Raw genomic sequence first — 21146 nt, 5'->3', positions numbered from 1 at the left:
GCCTGCTGCCTTGTAACTTGATTACCTGGTGCAGCCGTGGCAGCTGGCTTCAACTTTTTACTCGTCACCCATTTGCTGAGAACGGGCAAGCGGTGTTCGACCGCTCCCCCATCCTCGCGAACGCTCAGTTTACCAAGCGTATTTGACGCCCACCTGTGACTTAACGGCGCTGTAATCATCCGCACCGGCCTCGAAGCCGAGCGAGCTCCACACACTCACCGCGTTGGTCACGTTGCCCTGCAGACCCAGCTTGGCCTCCAGGCGGTCGCCCGGCAGCTCATCGCGCACGGTGACCCCGTCGAATGTCGCCGATTGCGAGTCCGGACCATGCCACCAGTTCACCTCGGCGAACGGCCGCAGCGGCTGCGTGCTGCTGTCTAGCTGCAGCTCAGCGTGCGCCCGCAGACCTAGACGCGTTATCACGCTGGAGCCCGATTGCCCCGACACCGTGGTACCGTTGCCCTCGGTATGACGGTCTGCCCGATAGTCCGAAACAATGACCTGGCCCTGCGGTTCGATGAACATACGCTGACGCGCATTCTCATATACCGGGAACGAGTAGCCTGCTTCCAACGACCCCGCCAGGTTCCTCGACTTATAATCCTCCGTTGGCAAGCCTTGGCCTTTTACCGTGTTGTCAAACCAGCCGTGCATTACCCAGCTGTCCACATACGGGCCTGACAGGATGTCCTGGTTGCCGTACCAGGTGCCATAGAGGCCGACGCTGTAACCATCGACGTTACCGCTCGCAGACAGGCGGCCGTTGTCGGCCTGGTTGTCGCTTTTACCGTAAGCGCCCATGACACCGAGGCGGATGCTGCCGTCGGCGCCGTCACTAACGCGCAGCACATCACTACCGGCATGCACCAGGTAGGACGTGTCATCACTGGACTGAACGCCTTCACGCTGACTGTTCGTGCTGGCAACACGCACCCAGCCAGGGGCGTCACCCTGCCCCTGATCCACCATGCCGGGCGCCTGGTTCTGGCGCTCGTGCAACGAGTGGAACTGCAGGTTCGCCACGGCCTGCTGGTTGTTCAGATAGGCACCGACTTCCGGACGATAAACCATCTTCGGCGACGGCGATGGCGATGGCGACGGCGACGGCGATGGCGATGGCGACGGCGACGGCGACGGCGATGGCGATGGCGATGGCGACGGCGATGGCGATGGCGACGGCGACGGCGACGGCGACGGCGACGGCGACGGCGACGGCGACGGCGATGGTGATGGCGATGGCGATGGCGACGGCGATGGCGATGACACGGGCATGTTCGTAGCCAGGTACCAGTCATCGGTAACGCCACCATTACCACCACGCACCAGGTGGTAATCGTAAGCGCCCGCCGCGATCGTGTTCCCCCCCGCACGGTAGCCGTCCGAGGCGCTGGACAAACCGAATGCCCCAGCATCCGTCGCGCCCCCGTTGCGGGTTTCGACAACCCGTATGCCTTGCGTGGTGGCCGCGCCGCTACCCCCTGCACGCTTGATCACCAGGCCGGTAGTGCCCGAAGCTCGGCCGCCATCCACCACCACCTTGTCGGTGGGCGAGGCATCGCCTCCGAGAACGGTATTGAGCCAAATTTGACCACCGGCGCCGCTGAGCGATTTCACCGTGAGCGTCCTGGGCACCAGGCTGCCCGTCGGTGCCTGGAACACCGTCTGACCGGCCAGAGCCAGATTGCCCACGTCCGAGTCACCCGTCAGGGTCCAGCGGCTGCTCGAATCGATGCTGAGGTCTACCGGGTCGATCGTGCCTGTCAACTGCGTCCCATTGCGCAGGTTCAATAAACCGGTGCTGCTGTCCTCAAAGGCAATATCCCCAGTCAATTGGCTATTGTCGACATTCACCGTCAGCTGACTGCCGTTCTTCGCTTGCAGCAGCCAACCATTGTTGGCGGTATCCAGCGCCGTGTCACGGATATCAAGGGTGCTGGCCGTCGCGCCATCGGCCTGAATCAAACCCGCCGGACCGCTCAGGGTTGCGCCCTCGATACTCGCACGCAGGTTCGCCCCGTTCAGCCTCAAGACCGGGCTGGTGGTCGCGGCATGGCTGCCGCCTTGCAACACCAGTGTGCCCCCCTTCAACGTCAAGCCGTTCGCCTGGACAGTATTGCCGGTCAACGTGAGCGCATGGCTGCCACTCTGGACGATGCCACCTGCACCGTTTACCGACTCGGAAAACGCAGTATCAAGACTGCGATCGAAGATCAACGTGCCATCGTTGATCAGACTCACTGTATCCACGAGTCGCCCCGTCCCCTGAATCAACGTCGTGCCCGCCAACTGGCCATCGATGGCGATGTACAGTGCGCCCCCCTCACGCACCGTCGTGTTCGTGGCCAAGTCACCTGTATTTATACTAAAAGAACCGCCGTTCTCGAGCAGGACATTACTGGCCGTTTGGGTCGCGCTATCGATGAAAAATGCACCCAACTCATTGCTGCCGACAACCGTCGCATCGGTTACGGCTTTTAGCGCAGCGCCACTGTTTTGCACTACAGCAAGTGCCTTGCTGCCGCTATCAACGCTCAGCAGGCCGCCGCTGTTCACCGTGGTTGCGGTCGCCGTACTGCCGGGTAATAGTCGCTGCGTTCCTCCATCATTGACCGTGGTGGAAGACGCCACACTCTGACTGCTAAGCCTCTGGATCCCTCCCGCATTGATCGTGGTCGAAGTCGCCGTGCCACCGCCGACTGCGAGGATTTGCTGCCCTCCGCTCTCGATCGTGGTCAAGGTCGCCGTAGCACCGACGTCAACCTGCTGGTATCCTCGTAGTGTGGTTGAGGTCGCCGTGCCGCCGTATTGGATCGTCTGCCTCCCCCCAACATTGACCATGGTCGAGGTCGCCGTGCCGCCGGATTGGATCGTCTGCCTCCCCTGATCATTGATCGTGGTCGAGGTCGCCGTGCCGCCGGAACCGATCGACTGCCACCCCCAATCATTGAGCGTGGTCGAAATCGCCGTGCCACCTGCGCTGACAACCTGCTCTCCACCACTGTTGACAATGATGTTGTTCGCTATGCCGCTACCCTGCACGATTTGCTGTTCGCCGGACTGCAGGTTTTCTCCGCTAACCACGCCGGTGGATACATCGGCTGTATAAACGGCATGGGCCATTGAGGGGAAAGTGGCTCCTGCAACAGCAACCAACTGGCTGGTCAATAGTACGGCCCGGGTACCGCTCTTACCTGCACTCTTGCAATGCTCCGCGACAGGCACCCATGCCTCACGCGTGCGACTCCAAACTAGCCGGTAGACATCATTCAAACTGTTACGCATTTGCAACCACCTGATCGATTAAGGAGACGTGTGAAGACCCGTAAGGCGCCCCATCGCTCAATCCATTGATGCCTACCGGCCCTCCTGCAGGCATCGGATAGAACCGATCACCTGCTTTTGGTAATGAAACGACTGCCTCCGCATTGCCGCTCCGCCCCCTTTCTATCGGACCAGGACACGAAATCTTGACTCCCAAATTAAGGGCAATGGTGTCCGCCTATTTTTAAGCGGACGCGATTCAGGCTGCTCAGCGCTGCCTAGCAGACCCCGGCAGCAGATGTTCTGCACCACCGGGGTCGGCACGCTTCAGGCCACCGAGGCCTGACGCTGCACGCGCACGCTCAGCATGCCCGACAACGAGATCAACCAAAGCACCAGAAACACGCAGGCAATTGCCAGGTTCGAGGTCAGCGGCAAAGCGCTGACCAGCGCCGAGGCCAGTGACCCGAACACCAGCATCAGGCAGCCTTGCAGGCTGGCGGCAACACCGGCGCGGTCGGGGAACAGCGACATCGAGTTGGCCATGGCGTTGGAGAAGATGAAGCCCTGACCGAACGCGACCAGCATGATGCCGCCCAGGATCGAGACCAGGTGAAGGTCCTCTGCCTGCGCGGCGATGGTCACCACGCCGAGCAGAAACACCGCCATTCCTGCCCACATCAGCAGCCGTGGCTTGACCTGCCGAATCAGCGCACGGTTGACCAGGGTGCCGACCAGGTAGCAGCTGCCCACGGCCAGGGCGGTGGTGCCGAAGTATTGCGCGCTGTGCCCCAAGCGTTCCTGGACGATGTGCGGGCCGAACACGTTCCATAGCAGAAACGCCGAGAAGCTCGAGCCGAGCACCACCACCGAGGAACGAAAGCGGCTGTCAGCCAGGATAGGGCGGTAGCCGGCGCAGGTCTGCAAGGCGCTGCGTCTGTTCATTGCGGGCAACGACTCCTTGAGCCCTGCCAGCACGAAGGCCAACACGATGACGGCGTATACGGCGTACAGGACGAAGTTGTAGCGCCAGCCAAGGTGCACTTCGATCACCCCCCCAATGTACGGCGCGATCACCGGCCCCAGGCCGAAGGCCAGGCTCAGGTAGATGATCGCCACGTAGAAACGCGGCCCTTTGACGATGTCCACCAGCAGCGCACGGGCAACTACCTGACAGGCGCCGATGGCGAAGCCTTGCAGGGCGCGGGCGAGCAGCAGCATCTCGATGGACGTGGCCACAGCTGCCAACACGCTGCCCGCGAGGAACACCAGCAGCCCCAATTGCACCGCCGGTCGCCGCCCACGGGCATCGGCCATGATGCCGAAGAACAGCTGCCCCAGTGCGTAGAACAGCAGGGTGATGGTGATGGTGTTCTGCATCAGTGCCGGGCTGGCTGACAGTTCACGGCCAATGGAGGGGATACTCGGCGCGTACAGGTCGATGGCGATACCGCCCACGCTGTTGATCAGCGGCGCCAGGAAGACAATGAAATTCTCGTAACGCTTGGTCGCGTTCATGCTTACCTCCGGCGCGCCGGGCAGCGGATGCCCGGCGCGCGTCGTGGTCAGGCCGAGGCCTGGCGATTGAAATGGGGCAGGGCATGGCCCAGGCCCGCGGCGGATGCCGGTGCGCTCATCCAGATGCTCGGTGGCGACAATCGCGCGGCCACCACGCGCGGGCCTTGTTGGTAGTAGGAACCCCAATTGACCTGCGGATCCTTGACCAGGGCTTGATCGGCGCCGCCCAGATCGTCGAGGGTATCGACGATCGGGGTCAGCAGCTGGCGCACCTGTTCGGTCGCGGTCAGCACCACCAGGCCAAAGTTGCGCAGGGCCAGGGTCTGGATCACGTTGTTGAGCAGGTATTTGCCGGCGCCGCTGCCGCTGCGAAACGAAGCGAAGGCGCCCACTTCGGCAATCCGCGCCCGGTCCAGTCCGTAACGCTGGTCCAGGCTCTGGTCCAGGTAATACTCGCTGAACAGCTTGCCCGAATCACCGTAGCTGATGCCGGCGCAGGCGTAACCTGGCGCGCCGCCATTGGAACCGGTCAGGCAAACGAACAGGTCCGGCTGCGGCTCGGGGGTGGCATCGTAGTGCTTGAGGTAGTGGGCACGCACCGCCTCCTGCAGACAACGGTAGCCGGGCCGGCCTTTGTAGAAATTGCGCACGATGTACATGGGGCTCTTCCTCAGGCGTACATCTGGTCGATGAAACGCGCTTCGATCTCGGCCCGTCGCGGTCGCCCGGTCACGGTGTAGAACTGCTCGCGGAACTGCGCGATGTCCTCGATTACGCGAATCTGCCGGACCCGGGCGAAATCGGCCAGGCGGTGTTCCAGGCGCGCCATTTCGCGGCGTACCTGGTCGCTGCCGGCGCCGCTCAGCACGATGGCGCAGGGCTCGTCCTTGCCTTCGCCCATGACGATCATGTCGTCTACCAACGGGCTTTCCTTGTAGACGTTCTCGACCCACTCGGGCGAGATGTTGCGCGCCGTCGAGAGGATGATCACGTGCTTCTTGCGCCCGGTGATGTACAGGAATCCGTCGCGCAGTTCGGCGATATCCCCGGTGTGCAGGTAGCCATCGGACAGGTCGCAAGCAGTGTCGTCGGCGTTGTAGTAGCCGGCGCATAAGGTAGGCGTGCGCACCAGCAACTCGCCGTCGACCAGCTTGGGCTCGATGCCGTCGAGCAGCTTGCCGGCCGAACCGATACGCCGCTCGGCTGGCGAGTTCAGCGAGATGATCGATGAGTTTTCGCTCAGGCCATAGGCCTCGAATACCTGCACGCCATGGGCCTCCAGCGCCTCCAGCACGCTGACCGGGATCTTCGCGCCGCCGGTGATGATGTGTGGGCGCTTGGCACCGAACAGCTGCTGCACCGAACAGTCCTGCAGCAGCGTGTTGGCTTCCTCCAGCAGCTTGGGCGGCAGGTAGAGGAAATTCGGCTCGTTGGGTGCGATCAGCTCCAGATAATGCCTGGCGTTACCGCTTGCCGCGCCGTACTCGGGCACGCCTTCGGGCATCAGCGTGAGGGTGCCGCCGGACAGGATCGGAATGAACACGCCCAGCACCTGCTCGATCAGCAAGCTCATTGGCACGATCGAGAAATAATGCAGCGGCTTCTGGGGCAAGCGCTTCATGACGTTGTCCACCAACAGACTGACCGCCTCGTCGCGAATCATCACGCCCTTGGGTTTGGAGGTGGTGCCAGAGGTATGGATGATCGAGACGATGCCATCCGGAATCAGCTCGTCCTCGTTGCGCCATTCTTCCCCGATGGCCTGGTTCATCAACTGGCCGGGAATGAAGCAGGGCTTGTCCGGCAGGATGTCGTGCAGCCGCTTGGCGGTTTTCTCGTCGCGCACCAGCACTGCCGTGGCCTTGCCCAGCAAACTGGCGATCTGTTCGTCGGAGAACTCGATCGGCACCGGCAGCAGCACCGCACCGACCTTTTGAATGGCCAGCAGGGTATAGACCCACTCGTAGCACGAACGCATGGCAATCCCGAACACCTTGCGTTCGCAGCGCCCCACGCGCCCCTCCAGGGCGCTGGCCAGGCGCAGTACGTCGCGGCGTAGTTCGTGCAAGGTGTATTCACGGCCATCCATTTCACGGATGACGACGCGGTCAGGCGTGCTTGCCAGATAGTCCTGCATCTTTTGGCTGATCATTGGCCGTTGCCTCCCAGGCGGTAGCTTTGCGCACCGAAAATGCGGCGCGAAGGGTCATCCAGACGGCGACGGCCGTGCATGACGCGGGTGTTGTCGATGACGATGACATCGCCTTTCTGCCAGAAGTGGCTGTAGGTATTGCGCTCGGTCACTTCCTTGATTTCATCCCAGATTTCCAAGGCGATATCTTCGCCGTCGCTCCAGGTGATACGCGGCGGTTCGTAGTTGACGCTGGGGCCGAGCATCGAATTGCAGAACGCCTTGCGGCCGCTGAAGCAGCTGGTTTCCACCGCCGAAATGATCAACTGCGAGGCAATCAGGTTCTGGTCGATGCGCCGATAGGTTTGCCCTGCCACTTGATCATTGACCTGTTGCAGGTGTTCGTCGGTAATGGCCTCCAGCGGCAGTTGCAGTTCAATGCTCAGGAAGCGTTTGACGTTCTGCCAAGGGATGCGCCGGCTATAGCGAATCTCGCGTTGTTCGAACAACTTGCGGGTTTTCGCTGACAGATCGAACAGTACCCGCTGGCCATCGCACAGTGTGGTTTGCGAACCGACGTCGGCCGCTTCCAGGCAATAGAACCATTGCAAGTCGGGGTTGAACGGCAAGTTGCCGTTTTCGCGGTGCAGGCCCATTTCGTGAATACCGGCTTCGATCTCGGCGGTATTGGCCGTGGCCGCCTTGCGCGCTGGGTCGAAGGTAACCCGCGACGAATGCGCGCTGACGAATTCGTTGAAGTCGGACAGGCTGTCGGCGAAGTCGCGGTAGATCACCGCACCGCTGTGGGCGAGGTCTTCATACAATGAAGCGCCGCTGATCGAATCGCTTACACGCATGTCGCGATCGACCGCAATGACACACTCGAAGCCGTAGCACGGCGTCGGTTGTCGGAAGTAGGGAAATACCACAGGTTGGGCGTGCGCCAGCATGACTCATTCCTCCGTGAAAAGTGGGACTCAGGTAGGTCTTGCGCTACCCGATGACCACACGATAAGAGAAATGAGCGGCTGGCTGGTTTTAAGAAATCTAAAAGCGTGGTGAAAATTTAAAAGCCTGTTTCATCGTTCCGTCAACAACACCTCGGCCACCTGTTCGATCAACCTGCGCAGGCTGGCTATATCTTTGCTGTCGCTACGGTCGCGCGCCCAGATCATGTCCAAGGTGAACGTTGGGAAACCCAGCGGCGGCTGGCAGACTTTCACTGATGACGGAATGCGCAGGTGCGGCAACAGGCGCGCCGGCAGTGCGAGCGTGGCCGGTACTGCGGCGACGATGTTCACGCAGGCTTGGTAACCATTGGCGCGCACCAGCACATTGCGCGAACGGCCGACTTTATCCAGCCAGCTGTCGACCATGTTCTTTTCCGAAATCCACGGTGTTGGGAATACCTGGGGCGAGGCGCAGAATTCATCCAGACTCATGGCCGCGTCGTTGGCCAACCCGTTTTGACTGGTCAGGCAGACAAAGTCGTCGTTGACCACCGCTTGCCATTGCAACTCCGGGTGCATCTGGTGATAGCCCGGACCGAAGCCGATGGCGATGTCGATTTCCCCTGACATCAACTGATCCACCGGCAGGTCGCGGCTCAGGCGATCGAGGTGCAGCGAAGTATTGGCATGAGTGCGCGACAGCATCGCCAGGGTTTGCGGCAGGAACGACAACTCGAAATACTCCGGCGCGCAGAGCCGCCAGATCTTGCGCACGGCTTGCGCAGATGCTTGGCTTTCGTCTTCAGCGCAGCGGTTGACCGACTCGACCACCACGCGCAAATAAGGCGCGATCTTCTCGGCCTTGCTGGTCGGTTGCAGCACCCCTTGGGATGAAGAGAACAACGTGTCGTCGAAGCAACCGCGCAGCCGCTTCAAACAATAACTGACCGTCGGCTGGCTCACGCTCATCAGCTCGGCGGTGCGTTTGGCACTGCGCAACTCCAGCAAGTTGAGAAACACCACGATGTCCTGCAGATCCAACTGTTTGAGGTAGTTGCTGTGGAGCATGGAAATTCCTCCTGAATATTCCAGTTCATGGCGTTGGCGCGCCCTCGCCGGGTAAATGCACGAGCACGTGCTTCAACAATTGGGCAAAGTCCGCGCGCTGTTGTTCACTTAAAGGGGCCAATACCAACTCTTGTATTTCGGTATGGGTAAGGACGGCCTGGTCGATCAATTCCTTACCCCCGACGGTCAGCGCGACTTGCGAGCTGCGCTTGTCCTGGCTGTCGGCGATCCGCTCGACCATGCCGGCGCTTTCCAGCCGTGCCAGCCGATTGGTCATGGCACCGGAGGTGACCAGCAGCGAGCGGTAGAGCTCGGTGGGGGTGAGCCGATACGGCGCCCCCGCGCGGCGCAACGTGGCCAGCACGTCGAACTCGCCTTCCTTGAAGCCATACTGGGCCAGGGCCTCGGCGCGCAGGCGTTCGAGATGCTTATGGATGCGCACCATGCGCCCGAATATCGCCATGGAAGAAACGTCCACTTCGGGCATCGCCTGCGCCCACTGCGCCACCACGAAATCCACATGATCGTCCATCGTTTCCCTCGACCGTGCCCTTCATCACTGTTAACCCGCACACAAACCTGAACCCCAGCGCCTTCAAAGTATCTTAACGTTAAGCTATCTTGACGAACATGCGACTGAAGGATCAGGAGAGACACATGGCATTTTTCACACAGGGGCCGCACCGCCACTATTACTACGATGCCGGTGCCGGCAGCACGGTGCTGTTGCTGCACGGCCTGGGCAACAGTGGGCGCGCCTGGATGCCCCAGGTCAGCGCGCTGCTGGGCCTGGGTCACCGCGTCATCGTACCCGACCTGCTGGGCCACGGCGCCTCCAGCCAAGCGCCGGAAGGTATCACAGCCCACGCCCAGGCACTTCAGATGCTTGCACTGCTCGATCACCTGGGGTTGGAATCCACGCATGTCATCGGTCTGTCGCTCGGCGGCATGGTGGCGCTGGAGATGGCCTGTCATGCGCCGCATGCCGTGCAGAAGCTGATCGTCGCCGGCACCTTCGCCCACATGAACGATCGTCACCGCCAAGCCACGCTCAGCGACTGGGCCGACGGCCTGCGGCAAACCGATGGGTGCTTGAAGCGCTTCAAGTCGACCTGGCCGGCATTGGTCGGAGCCGAGTTCGCCGCTTCCAGTCGTGGTCAACGGCTGTACCAGGCTTGGCATGCCCAGGCCGCGCAGCTGGCCACCGCCAACCAGGTGCACTGGTGCCAGGGTATGCAGCAGTACGACCTCAGGGAGCAGCTGCCGGTGATCCAGGCCGCGACCCTGGTGCTGGCGGCCACAGGCGACCAGCTCAGCCCGCGTTCGGAAGCCGAGCTTCTGAGCGAGCGCATCGGCCATGCCCGGCTGCTGACCTTGGCAGGCGACGGTCACGTCTTCAACATTCCGCTCGCCCCAGCGTTCAATCAGGCAATGGGCAGTTTTCTGCAGGAGCAACTTGAGCATGCGTAACGTACCGAGTAAAGCCTGCGTCGGCCTGTTGGCCGTATTGATTGGCCTGAATCTGCGCCCGATCATGGCGGCCATCGGCCCGCTGCTCGGCACCTTGCAGCAGGACCTTGGCCTGAGCAACGCGCAGGCCGGGCTGCTGACTACTTTGCCGGTGATGATGATGGGTTTGTTCGCCCTCTGCGGCCCCTGGTTGTTACGCCTGATTGGCGAGATCAAAGGGATAGCGTTGGGCATCACCTTGATCGCCATCAGTTGCGCGGCGCGCGCCTATGTCACTTCAGGCGCAGCGTTGATCGCCACGGCCATGCTCGGCGGCGTGGGCATCGCGGTGATCCAGGCGCTGATGCCTGCGTTTCTCAAGCGCAGCCACCCGCAAAGCGCCGGCATGCTCATGGGGTTGTTCACCACCGGAATAATGGCCGGTGCGGCGCTGGCGGCTGCTTTCGCGGCGCCCGGCGCAGCAACCTTCGGCTGGCAGCTGACGCTCGGCTGGGCGGCCTTGCCTGCGCTGATCGGCTTGATCGCCTGGGTGCTGGCAGCCGGTAGCGACCCGGCGCGTACCACCGATGCGAGGTTGCCGTACGACAGCGCGCGGGCTTGGTTGCTGCTGGCGTTCTTTGGCATCGGCACCGGTGCCTACACCTTGGTGCTGGCGTGGTTGCCACCGTTCTATGTGGAGCTTGGCTGGAGCGCTGCCGAGGCCGGTTATTTGTTGGGTGCCCTGACCCTCACTGAGGTGGCCGCCGGGCTGATAGTGTCGGCACTGATCCATCGCTATCCGGACCGTCGCCAGCCACTGACGGTGGTCATTCTGCTGTTGCTGGCCGGTCTGATCTGCCTGATGAGCGCCCCGCTGCAACTGGCGATCTTCGCCACCCTTTGCCTGGGCCTTGGCATCGGCGCATTGTTTCCGCTGTCGCTCATCGTCACTCTCGACCACGCTGACTCCCCGGCCCAAGCCGGTGCGCTGCTGGCCTTCGTACAAGGCGGTGGCTATCTGATCGCGGCCAGCGTGCCGCTGATCGCCGGTATCGTGCGCGATCAGCTCAGCTCGTTGCACTGGGCCTGGGGCATCATGGTCATCGGCGCCCTGTGCCTGCTGGGCCTGGCCACACTGCTGCGCCCACCGGTAGTGCCAGCGGCGCAAGCGAGCGGTGCCTAGATCACCTTGACCGCGCGGCCGATGAATTTCACCGGACCGGTGGGTCGCCCGCTCGGCGAACCACCGGCCTGCTCCAGGGTCAGCTCGAACAGCTGGGGCGGGCTGATGGTGAAGCGGATTTTTTACTTCGCTTTCTTCATATGGGACAAGCCATTTTTTCGGAAGAGCAGCGCGTAGGTGTAACTGCTCGCTTTGCCGTATGCGTGGTGCCGTGGCGGTATCAGCTAACCTGGGCGACATCACTGTTACCCAAGGGGAAGAGGCGCTCACTCTTTATCAGTTCAACACACGCGAAGCGAAGCACTACTTCTGCTCCAAATGTGGCATCTACACCGGCCGGCAGCGGACCTACTATGATGGCGGGATCTCGGCTCACCGCGCCAGAGGGCTGCGGTGAGCTTGTCAAAGGACATGACTACTACTTCCTCATCAGCAATGGGGACTGTAACCGTGTCCGCAGGGTTGAGTTTGACGAAAAAGGGTCCTCCGCCCTGCTTCGGGTATAGCTGTTCTGACCGGCATCCGGGAAAACTGCTACTTGCGAGTAACTTGTGTGATCGTGGAGCAACCGATTGAATCCGTAGGTATCAGACCTTCCAAGTACATCAGCGATAAACCCGATGGATTCTCCTCGCATGTAGTATCTGGAGATCTTCTTGAACTCAATCGTCTCCGGTGAGCGTGGATCGACAAAGAAATGCCTTTCTAGGAAGGAACGTAAGGACTCTTGCGGTTGGATGGTCAGCAGCAAGGTGGCGCACCAAGGGGTGTCAAAGCACGAGAGAGGCGAGAGACGTCACGTCGCTCAGAGCCCCTAAAGGCTCCAAGCGAGACTGACTTATTTATTTAAGATCAATTTAATTCGCAACCCCCCCGACTTACTCCACAGTCACCGACTTCGCCAGGTTACGCGGCTGGTCGACGTCGGTGCCCTTGAGCACGGCAACGTAATACGACAGCAGCTGCAGCGGAATGGTGTACAGGATCGGCGCCAGGGCATCGGAGATGTGTGGCACCTTGACCACGTGAGTGCCCTCGCCGTTGCTCATGCCAGCCTTTTCATCGGCGAACACCACCAGTTGACCGCCACGAGCGCGGACTTCCTGCAGGTTCGACTTGAGCTTCTCCAGCAGCTCGTTGTTCGGCGCCACGGTCACCACCGGCATGTCGTTGTCCACCAGCGCCAACGGGCCATGCTTCAGCTCGCCTGCCGGGTAGGCCTCGGCGTGGATGTAGGAAATCTCCTTGAGCTTGAGTGCACCTTCCATGGCTACCGGATACTGGGCGCCACGGCCGAGGAACAGGGTGTGGTGCTTGTCGGCGAACAGCTCGGCGATCTTCTCGACGGTCGCGTCCATGGCCAGCGCTTCGCCCAGACGAGCCGGCAGGCGGCGCAGTTCTTCCACCAGCTCGGCTTCGACGCCGGCCTCGAGGGTTCCGCGCACCTGGCCCAGTGCCAAGGTCAGCAGCATCAACGATACCAGCTGGGTGGTGAACGCCTTGGTCGAGGCCACACCGATTTCCGGGCCGGCCAGGGTCAGCAGGGTCAGGTCGGATTCACGCACCAGCGAGCTGATGCCCACGTTACAGATCGCCAGGCTGCCCAGGAAGCCGAGCGCCTTGGCGTTGCGCAGGGCGGCCAGGGTGTCGGCGGTTTCGCCGGACTGGGAGATCGACACGAACAGGGTGTCCGGCTGCACCACCACCTTGCGGTAGCGGAACTCGCTGGCCACTTCGACCTGGCAAGGGATGCCCGCCAGGCTCTCCAGCCAGTAACGGGCGACCATGCCAGCGTGGTAGCTGGTGCCACAGGCGACGATCTGCACGTTGCGCACCTTGGCGAACAGCTCGGCAGCTTGCGGGCCGAAGGCCTGGACCATCACGTGGTCCTTGCCCAGGCGGCTTTCCAGCGTGCGCTGGACCACGGTCGGCTGCTCGTGGATCTCCTTGAGCATGAAGTGGCGGTAGGCACCCTTGTCGGCCGCTTCGGCACCCTCGTGGTACTGCACGGTTTCACGCTGAACGGCGTTGCCGGCCTGGTCCCAGATCTTCACCTGGTCACGGCGGATCTCGGCGATGTCGCCCTCCTCCAGGTACATGAAGCGGTCGGTAACCTGACGCAAGGCCAGCTGGTCGGAGGCCAGGAAGTTCTCGCCATGGCCCAGGCCGATGACCAGCGGGCTGCCACTGCGCGCGGCCACCAGACGATCAGGCTGCTTGATGCTGACCAGTGCCAGGCCGTAGGCGCCGTGCAGGCGCTTGACCGCGGCCTTGAGCACATCGGCCAGGTCCGGGATGGTCTTCAAGGTGTGGTGGATGAGGTGGACGATGACCTCGGTGTCGGTCTGCGAGGCGAACACATAGCCCAGGCCCTTGAGTTCTTCGCGCAGCTCTTCGTGGTTTTCGATGATGCCGTTGTGCACCACTGCCACTTCGTTGCCGGAGAAATGTGGGTGAGCATTGCCCTCGGTCGGCGCGCCATGGGTGGCCCAACGGGTGTGGGCGATACCCAGCTGGCCGATCAGCGGCTGGGCCGTGTTGGCGGCTTCCAGCTCGGCGACTTTGCCGATGCGGCGCAGACGCTGCAGTTCACCCTGCTGGGTGACGACCGCCAGGCCGGCACTGTCATAGCCGCGGTACTCAAGACGCTTCAGACCTTCGATGAGGATGGCGGTGATATTGCGCTCGGCTACCGCACCAACGATTCCACACATGATTATTGCTCCTGGCTGATCGCGGCACAGATCAGGTTGATGCCGCGGGCTTGAATATGTTCACGCGCCTCTGCGGGGAGGCGTTCATCTGTAATAAGGGTATTCACGCTGCCCCAGGGCAGCTCGAGGTTGGGGATCTTGCGACCGACCTTGTCAGACTCGACCATCACGATCACTTCGCGGGCCACCTCGGCCATCACCCGGCTCAAGCCGAGCAACTCATTGAAGGTAGTGGTGCCGCGGCTGAGGTCGATGCCATCGGCGCCAATGAACAGCTGGTCGAAATCGTAGGAGCGTAGTACCTGCTCCGCGACCTGGCCCTGGAACGATTCGGAGTGCGGGTCCCAGGTGCCGCCCGTCATCAACAGCACGGGCTCGTGCTCGAGTTCGCTGATGGCCCGCGCCACGTTCAGCGAGTTGGTCATCACCACCAGACCCGGCTGGCGCCCTAGCTGTGGGATCATGGCGGCCGTCGTGCTGCCGCTGTCGATGATGATGCGTGCATGCTCGCGGATGCGGCCGACGGCGGCGCGGGCGATGGCTTTTTTATAAGCCGACACCGGCTGCGCAGACTCGCCCAGCATTTCCTGAGGCACAGGCACCGCGCCGCCGTAGCGACGCAGCAACAGACCGTTGGCCTCGAGCGCGGCGAGGTCCTTGCGAATGGTGACTTCCGACGTTTCGAAGCGCTTGGCCAAGGCGTCCACACTGACCTCGCCCTGTTCGCTGAGCAGGGCCAGGATGTTGTGGCGGCGTTGGGGCGTGTTTCGTTTCGACATTGGCGCTTAAGTTTCGATTCGAAAGATAATGGTTGCAATCAAAACCTAAGATGGCGATTTCGTCAAGCTGGCGCTGACCTGTGGATAATTTTTATCTGTGCTGGCCCTATCGCCGGCAAGCCGGCTCCTACAGGATTCTCCACAGGTCTTCAAGCTTGTGCTGTACCTGTAGGAGCTGGCTTGCCAGCGATAAGGCCAGCACAGCCAACAAAAAAGCCGACTTGTTCACACAAGTCGGCTTCCATTCGAAGCAGCTGTGTATAACTCAGCTCTTGTTAATTTTCTCCGGACGTTTCCATCCCGAGATATTGCGCTGGCGCCCACGCGCCACCGCCAGCTCCCCAGCCTCGACAGTCTGGGTAATGGTCGAGCCAGCTGCCGTCGTCGCACCCGCCTTGATTTCCACAGGCGCCACCAACGAGTTGTTGGAACCGATGAACACGTCTTCGCCCATCACGGTCTTGAACTTGTTGGCACCATCGTAGTTGCAGGTGATGGTGCCGGCACCGATATTGGTACGTGCGCCGATCTGTGCATCGCCCAGGTAGGTGAGATGGCCGGCCTTGGCACCCTCACCCAGGTGCGCGTTCTTCATCTCGACGAAGTTGCCCACATGGGCCTTGGCATCCAGCACGCTGCCCGGGCGCAAACGCGCGAATGGGCCAGCATCGCTGCCCTCACCCATCACTGCGCCTTCGAGATGGCTGTTTGCCTTGACCACAACGCCTTTGCGCAGGGTGCTGTTCTTGATCACGCAGTTGGGGCCGATCTGAACATCGTCCTCGATGACCACCTTGCCTTCGAGGATCACGTTGATATCGATCAGCACATCGCGGCCAACGGTGACTTCACCGCGCACATCGAAACGCGCAGGATCGCGCAGCGTGACACCCTGGGCCATCAGGCGCAGACCTTCGCGCAGCTGGTAATGGCGCTCGAGCTCGGCCAGCTGGCGGCGATCGTTGGCGCCCTGCACTTCCATCGGGTCGTGCGGCTGCTCGGTCGCGACCACCAGGCCATCGGCGACCGCCATGGCGATGACATCGGTCAGGTAGTACTCGCCCTGGGCATTGTTGTTCGACAAGCGGCCCATCCAGTCGGCCAGGCGCGCAGCAGGCATTGCGAGAATGCCGGTGTTGCCTTCCTTGATGGCCTTCTGCGCTTCGCTGGCATCCTTGTGCTCGACGATCGCGACAACCTGCCCGTCGCCATCACGCACGATGCGGCCGTAGCCGGTCGGATCCTGCAGCGTGACCGTCAGCAGGCCCAGCTGGGTATCACTGACCTTGGCCAGCAGGCGTTGCAGGGTTTCCACCTCGATCAGCGGGACATCGCCATAAAGCACCAGCACCGTGTCGGCGGTGATTGCCGGCAGCGCCTGGGCAACGGCATGGCCTGTGCCCAGTTGCTTGTCCTGCATGACGAAGTTGAGATCGTCGGCAGCCAGGCGTTCACGCACCAACTCGGCACCATGACCGATGACCACATGGATACCCTGCGGCTGAAGCTGACGTGCGCTGTGGATAACATGGCCGAGCATGGAGTTGCCAGCCACCGGGTGAAGCACCTTGGGCAGCGCAGAACGCATGCGGGTACCTTGGCCGGCGGCGAGAATAACGATATCGAGTGACATTGACTGGCTACCAATCCTGGGCGATCAGTGAAATGACCGGGGGAGGGAAAATCGGAAAAAGAAAAAGGGTAGCCGAGGCTACCCTTTTACTCAATCGCTACAGAAGTGATCAGCCGGGGCCGATTACTTGCCTCTGCGCATTTGCTGGACGGTACGCAGCTGGGCTGCGGCCTCGGCCAGACGTGCGGCGGCGGCGCCGTAGTCGAAGTCCGCGCCTTTCAGATTCAGGGCGTTCTCGGCAGCCTTGAGGGCTTCCTGAGCCTGAGCTTCATCCAGGTCTGCAGCACGTTGCACGGTATCGGCAAGCACCTTGACCATGTTCGGCTGAACCTCGAGGAAACCACCAGAGATGTAGAACACCTCCTGGGCGCCACCCTGCTTGGTCAGCGTGATCGGACCAGGCTTCAGATTGGTGATCAGCGGCGCGTGGCCTGGAGCGATACCAAGATCACCCAGGTTACCGTGCGCAACCACCATCTCGACCAGGCCGGAGAAGATCTCTCCTTCCGCGCTGACGATATCGCAATGGACTGTCATAGCCATCTGCTTGCCTCAACCTGATAGCGCCCCTTGCGGGGCGCAGGAATTACAGTTTCTTGGCTTTCTCGATCGCTTCGTCGATGCTGCCGACCATGTAGAACGCTTGTTCTGGCAGGTGGTCGTAGTCACCTTTGAGGATGCCGCTGAAGCCAGCGATGGTGTCTTTGAGGGACACGTACTTGCCTGGCGAACCGGTGAAGACTTCGGCCACGAAGAACGGCTGCGACAGGAAGCGCTGGATCTTACGAGCGCGGGCTACCAGTTGCTTGTCGGCTTCGGACAGTTCGTCCATACCCAGGATCGCGATGATGTCCTTCAGCTCTTTATAGCGCTGCAGAACATACTGAACGCCACGAGCGGTGTCGTAGTGTTCGTTGCCGATCACGTTCGGGTCCAGCTGACGGGAAGTCGAGTCCAGTGGGTCGACCGCTGGGTAGATACCCAGGGAGGCGATGTCACGGGACAGAACGACGGTGGCGTCCAGGTGGGCGAAGGTGGTCGCTGGCGACGGGTCGGTCAAGTCGTCCGCAGGTACGTATACGGCCTGGACGGAGGTGATCGAACCTTCCTTGGTGGAGGTGATGCGCTCTTGCAGAACGCCCATCTCTTCAGCCAGGGTCGGCTGGTAACCTACTGCCGAAGGCATACGGCCCAGCAGCGCGGATACTTCGGTACCGGCCAGGGTGTAACGATAGATGTTGTCGACGAACAGCAGAACGTCGTTACCTTCGTCACGGAACTTCTCAGCCATGGTCAGGCCGGTCAGCGCTACGCGCAGACGGTTTCCTGGTGGCTCGTTCATCTGACCGTAGACCAGCGCTACCTTGTCGAGAACGTTGGAGTCCTTCATCTCGTGGTAGAAGTCGTTACCCTCACGAGTACGCTCACCCACACCAGCGAACACGGAGTAACCGCTGTGTTCCATGGCGATGTTACGGATCAGTTCCATCATGTTTACGGTCTTGCCGACACCGGCACCACCGAACAGACCAACCTTACCACCCTTGGCGAACGGGCAAACCAGGTCGATAACCTTGATGCCGGTTTCCAGCAGGTCGTTGCCGCCTGCCTGGTCAGCGAACGAAGGCGCTGGCTGGTGGATACCGCGACGCTCTTCTTCGCCGATCGGGCCGGCTTCGTCGATCGGGTTGCCCAGAACGTCCATGATACGGCCCAGAGTGGCCTTACCAACAGGAACGGAAATGGCAGCGCCGGTGTCGACGACATCCAGACCGCGCTTCAGGCCTTCGGTGGAGCCCATCGCAATGGTACGAACCACGCCGTCGCCCAGCTGCTGCTGAACTTCGAGGGTGGTTTCCGCGCCTTGTACTTTCAGCGCGTTGTATACACTCGGCACGACGTCACGTGGGAATTCCACGTCGATGACGGCGCCGATGATTTGAACGATACGTCCGCTACTCATAGCTGGATCCTCTGAATTTTTGAACCGTTAAACCGCGGCAGCGCCGCCGACGATTTCCGAGATCTCCTGGGTGATCGCAGCCTGACGCGCCTTGTTGTAGATCAGTTGCAGCTCTTTGATCAAATCACCGGCGTTGTCTGTGGCGTTCTTCATGGCGATCATCCGGGCCGCTTGTTCAGCAGCGTTGTTCTCGACCACCGCCTGGTACACCTGCGACTCCACGTAACGCACCATCAAGCCGTCCAGCAGCTCTTTTGCGTCGGGTTCGTACAGGTAGTCCCAGTGATGCTTGAGATCCTGATCCGGGGTTGCCACCAACGGTACCAATTGCTCGACCGTCGGTTTTTGGGTCATGGTGTTGATGAACTTGTTCGAAACCACCGAAAGGCGATCGATACGGCCGTCCAGGTAGGCGTCCAGCATCACTTTGACGGAGCCGATCAGATCGTTGATCGATGGCTCTTCGCCCAGGTGGCTGATCGCGGCTACGACGTTACCGCCAAAGATGCGGAAGAAAGTCGCACCCTTGCTGCCGATCACGCACAGGTCGATTTCCACGCCCTGTTCGCGGTTTGCGTTCATGTCCTTGACCAGGGCCTTGAACAGGTTGGTGTTCAAGCCACCGCACAGACCACGGTCACTGCTCACCACGATATAACCGGCGCGCTTTACAGGGCGCTCGATCATGAACGGGTGGCGGTATTCCGGGTTGGCGTTGGCCAGATGACCGATCACCTGGCGGATACGCTCCGCGTAAGGACGGCTAGCAGCCATGCGCAGTTGTGCCCTGCGCATCTTGCTGACCGCCACTTTCTCCATGGCGCTGGTAATTTTTTGCGTGCTTTTGATGCTCGCAATCTTACTGCGAATCTCTTTTGCGCCTGCCATGTATCACCTATCAGGTTAGCAAGCGGGGGCCAGGGCCCCCGCTGCGGCTTACCAGGTCTGGGTGGCCTTGAACTTCTCGATACCGGCTTTCAGGCCAGCGTCGATTTCGTCGTTGAAGTCACCCTTCACGTTGATCTTCGCCATCAGTTCGGCGTGATCACGGTTGAAGAAGGCGATCAGTGCTTGCTCGAAGCTGCCGATCTTGGAGACTTCTACGTCAGTCAGGAAGCCACGCTCAGCGGCGTACAGCGACAGGGCCATTTCCGCGATGGACATTGGCGCGTACTGCTTCTGCTTCATCAGCTCGGTTACGCGCTGACCATGCTCCAGCTGCTTGCGGGTCGCTTCGTCCAGATCGGAAGCGAACTGGGCGAATGCAGCCAGTTCACGGTACTGAGCCAGAGCGGTACGGATACCACCGGACAGCTTCTTGATGATCTTGGTCTGAGCGGCACCACCTACGCGGGATACCGAAACACCGGCGTTCACTGCAGGGCGGATGCCCGAGTTGAACATGGCCGATTCCAGGAAGATCTGACCGTCGGTGATGGAAATCACGTTGGTCGGAACGAACGCGGAAACGTCGCCAGCCTGGGTTTCGATGATCGGCAGGGCGGTCAGGGAACCGGTCTTGCCAGTGACTGCGCCGTTGGTGAACTTCTCGACGTACTCTTCGGAAACGCGCGATGCACGCTCCAGCAGACGGGAGTGGAGATAGAACACGTCACCTGGGTACGCTTCACGTCCTGGTGGACGGCGCAGCAGCAGGGAGATCTGACGGTAGGCAACAGCCTGCTTGGACAGGTCATCGTAAACGATCAGGGCGTCTTCACCGCGGTCACGGAAGAACTCGCCCATGGTGCAGCCGGCGTAAGGCGCCAGGAACTGCAGTGCGGCGGATTCCGAAGCACTGGCAACAACCACGATGGTGTTGGCCAGGGCGCCGTTTTCTTCCAGCTTGCGAACGATGTTGGCAACGGTGGAGCGCTTCTGGCCGACAGCAACATAAACACAGAAAATACCGGAGTCTTTCTGGTTGATGATGGCGTCGATGGCCATGGCGGTCTTGCCGATCTGACGGTCACCGATGATCAGCTCGCGCTGGCCACGGCCGACAGGGATCATGGCGTCGACGGACTTGTAGCCAGTCTGTACAGGCTGATCAACCGACTTACGCCAGATCACGCCTGGAGCTACTTTCTCGACCGCGTCGGACTGGGTGTTGCCCAGAGGACCTTTGCCGTCGATCGGGTTGCCCAGTGCGTCAACGACGCGACCCAGCAGTTCCTTACCAACCGGAACTTCCAGGATGCGGCCGGTGCACTTGGCGCTCATGCCTTCGGCGAGGGTGTCATAGGCACCCAGGATCACTGCACCTACGGAGTCTTGCTCCAGGTTCAGAGCCATGCCGTAGACGCCGCCAGGGAACTCGATCATTTCGCCGTACATGACGTCGGCCAGACCGTGGATCCGCACGATACCGTCGGATACCGAAACAACGGTACCTTCGTTACGGGCTTGGGAGCTCACATCGAGGTTGTCGATGCGGCCCTTGATGATTTCACTAATTTCGGAAGGATTGAGTTGCTGCATTGCTCTGCTGCCCCTT

The 21146-nt window shown here is 61.1% G+C and carries 16 protein-coding genes and 3 pseudogenes; 3 read left to right on the top strand and 16 right to left on the bottom strand.

Annotated features, from left to right (window positions below):
* Positions 1–129: 129 nt before the first annotated feature.
* The 8 genes and pseudogenes from PPL01S_RS04825 to PPL01S_RS04795 form a co-directional block, all read right to left on the bottom strand.
* Positions 130–3120: an autotransporter outer membrane beta-barrel domain-containing protein gene (locus tag PPL01S_RS04825; protein ID WP_028625666.1), complete on the bottom strand. Its 2991-nt coding sequence runs from the start codon at positions 3118–3120 to the stop codon at positions 130–132.
* An 18-nt stretch (positions 3121–3138) separates the two neighbouring features.
* Positions 3139–3282: pseudogene (locus tag PPL01S_RS25890) on the bottom strand (ESPR domain-containing protein); the annotation flags it as partial.
* A 306-nt stretch (positions 3283–3588) separates the two neighbouring features.
* Entirely contained in the window at positions 3589–4779 is a 1191-nt protein-coding gene (locus PPL01S_RS04820) for a multidrug effflux MFS transporter (RefSeq protein ID WP_028625667.1), read from the bottom strand.
* Positions 4780–4826: 47 nt separating this feature from the next.
* Positions 4827–5438, bottom strand: coding sequence for a thermostable hemolysin (locus PPL01S_RS04815; protein ID WP_028625668.1), 612 nt, complete (start codon positions 5436–5438; stop codon positions 4827–4829).
* Between the two features lie 11 nt (positions 5439–5449).
* Positions 5450–6931 carry an AMP-binding protein gene (locus PPL01S_RS04810; protein WP_028625669.1) on the bottom strand — a complete coding sequence of 494 codons (1482 nt, stop codon included), beginning with the start codon at positions 6929–6931 and terminating at the stop codon, positions 5450–5452.
* Positions 6928–7860: a TauD/TfdA family dioxygenase gene (locus PPL01S_RS04805; protein WP_016394330.1), complete on the bottom strand. Its 933-nt coding sequence runs from the start codon at positions 7858–7860 to the stop codon at positions 6928–6930. The genes PPL01S_RS04810 and PPL01S_RS04805 overlap by 4 nt, the downstream gene beginning before the upstream one ends.
* 129 nt (positions 7861–7989) lie before the next feature.
* Positions 7990–8928 (bottom strand): LysR family transcriptional regulator, encoded by a 939-nt coding sequence (locus tag PPL01S_RS04800; protein ID WP_016394329.1) that lies wholly within the window; start codon positions 8926–8928, stop codon positions 7990–7992.
* Positions 8929–8953: 25 nt separating this feature from the next.
* On the bottom strand, positions 8954–9460 hold the full coding sequence (locus PPL01S_RS04795; protein WP_016394328.1) for a MarR family winged helix-turn-helix transcriptional regulator: 507 nt from the start codon (positions 9458–9460) through the stop codon (positions 8954–8956).
* A 125-nt stretch (positions 9461–9585) separates the two neighbouring features.
* Between PPL01S_RS04795 and PPL01S_RS04790 the strand changes: the two genes are divergently transcribed.
* On the top strand, positions 9586–10398 hold the full coding sequence (locus PPL01S_RS04790; RefSeq protein WP_028625670.1) for an alpha/beta fold hydrolase: 813 nt from the start codon (positions 9586–9588) through the stop codon (positions 10396–10398).
* Positions 10391–11560, top strand: a complete 1170-nt coding sequence (locus PPL01S_RS04785; protein ID WP_016394326.1) for an MFS transporter — start codon at positions 10391–10393, stop codon at positions 11558–11560. The genes PPL01S_RS04790 and PPL01S_RS04785 overlap by 8 nt, the downstream gene beginning before the upstream one ends.
* On the opposite strand, the pseudogene PPL01S_RS25535 reads toward PPL01S_RS04785, so the two are convergent.
* A pseudogene (locus tag PPL01S_RS25535) lies at positions 11557–11655 on the bottom strand (RNA polymerase subunit sigma-70); the annotation flags it as partial. The gene PPL01S_RS04785 and the pseudogene PPL01S_RS25535 overlap by 4 nt on opposite strands.
* A gap of 68 nt (positions 11656–11723) precedes the next feature.
* On the opposite strand from PPL01S_RS25535, the pseudogene PPL01S_RS04780 reads away from it, so the two are divergent.
* A pseudogene (locus PPL01S_RS04780) lies at positions 11724–11906 on the top strand (GFA family protein); the annotation flags it as partial.
* A gap of 532 nt (positions 11907–12438) precedes the next feature.
* On the opposite strand, the gene glmS reads toward PPL01S_RS04780, so the two are convergent.
* The 7 genes from glmS to atpA form a co-directional block, all read right to left on the bottom strand.
* The gene (glmS, locus tag PPL01S_RS04775; protein WP_028625671.1) at positions 12439–14274 is read right to left on the bottom strand and encodes a glutamine--fructose-6-phosphate transaminase (isomerizing); all 1836 of its coding nucleotides are present in this window, start codon (positions 14272–14274) and stop codon (positions 12439–12441) included.
* A 2-nt stretch (positions 14275–14276) separates the two neighbouring features.
* A complete protein-coding gene (locus PPL01S_RS04770) occupies positions 14277–15053 on the bottom strand; it encodes a DeoR/GlpR family DNA-binding transcription regulator (protein ID WP_016394324.1) in 777 nt (258 codons plus the stop codon).
* Between the two features lie 265 nt (positions 15054–15318).
* A complete protein-coding gene (glmU, locus tag PPL01S_RS04765) occupies positions 15319–16686 on the bottom strand; it encodes a bifunctional UDP-N-acetylglucosamine diphosphorylase/glucosamine-1-phosphate N-acetyltransferase GlmU (RefSeq protein ID WP_028625672.1) in 1368 nt (455 codons plus the stop codon).
* Positions 16687–16809: 123 nt separating this feature from the next.
* Complete coding sequence (locus PPL01S_RS04760; protein ID WP_003260039.1) at positions 16810–17229, bottom strand: F0F1 ATP synthase subunit epsilon; 420 nt, start codon at positions 17227–17229, stop codon at positions 16810–16812.
* A 43-nt stretch (positions 17230–17272) separates the two neighbouring features.
* Complete coding sequence (gene atpD, locus PPL01S_RS04755; protein WP_016394322.1) at positions 17273–18649, bottom strand: F0F1 ATP synthase subunit beta; 1377 nt, start codon at positions 18647–18649, stop codon at positions 17273–17275.
* Positions 18650–18676: 27 nt separating this feature from the next.
* Positions 18677–19537 carry a F0F1 ATP synthase subunit gamma gene (atpG, locus tag PPL01S_RS04750; protein ID WP_016394321.1) on the bottom strand — a complete coding sequence of 287 codons (861 nt, stop codon included), beginning with the start codon at positions 19535–19537 and terminating at the stop codon, positions 18677–18679.
* A gap of 48 nt (positions 19538–19585) precedes the next feature.
* On the bottom strand, positions 19586–21130 hold the full coding sequence (atpA, locus tag PPL01S_RS04745) for a F0F1 ATP synthase subunit alpha (RefSeq protein WP_016394320.1): 1545 nt from the start codon (positions 21128–21130) through the stop codon (positions 19586–19588).
* Positions 21131–21146: the final 16 nt, after the last annotated feature.

Source organism: Pseudomonas plecoglossicida NBRC 103162 = DSM 15088, from assembly GCF_000730665.1.
Lineage (GTDB): Bacteria > Pseudomonadota > Gammaproteobacteria > Pseudomonadales > Pseudomonadaceae > Aquipseudomonas > Aquipseudomonas plecoglossicida.
This window is presented reverse-complemented; position numbering and strand designations above follow the sequence as displayed.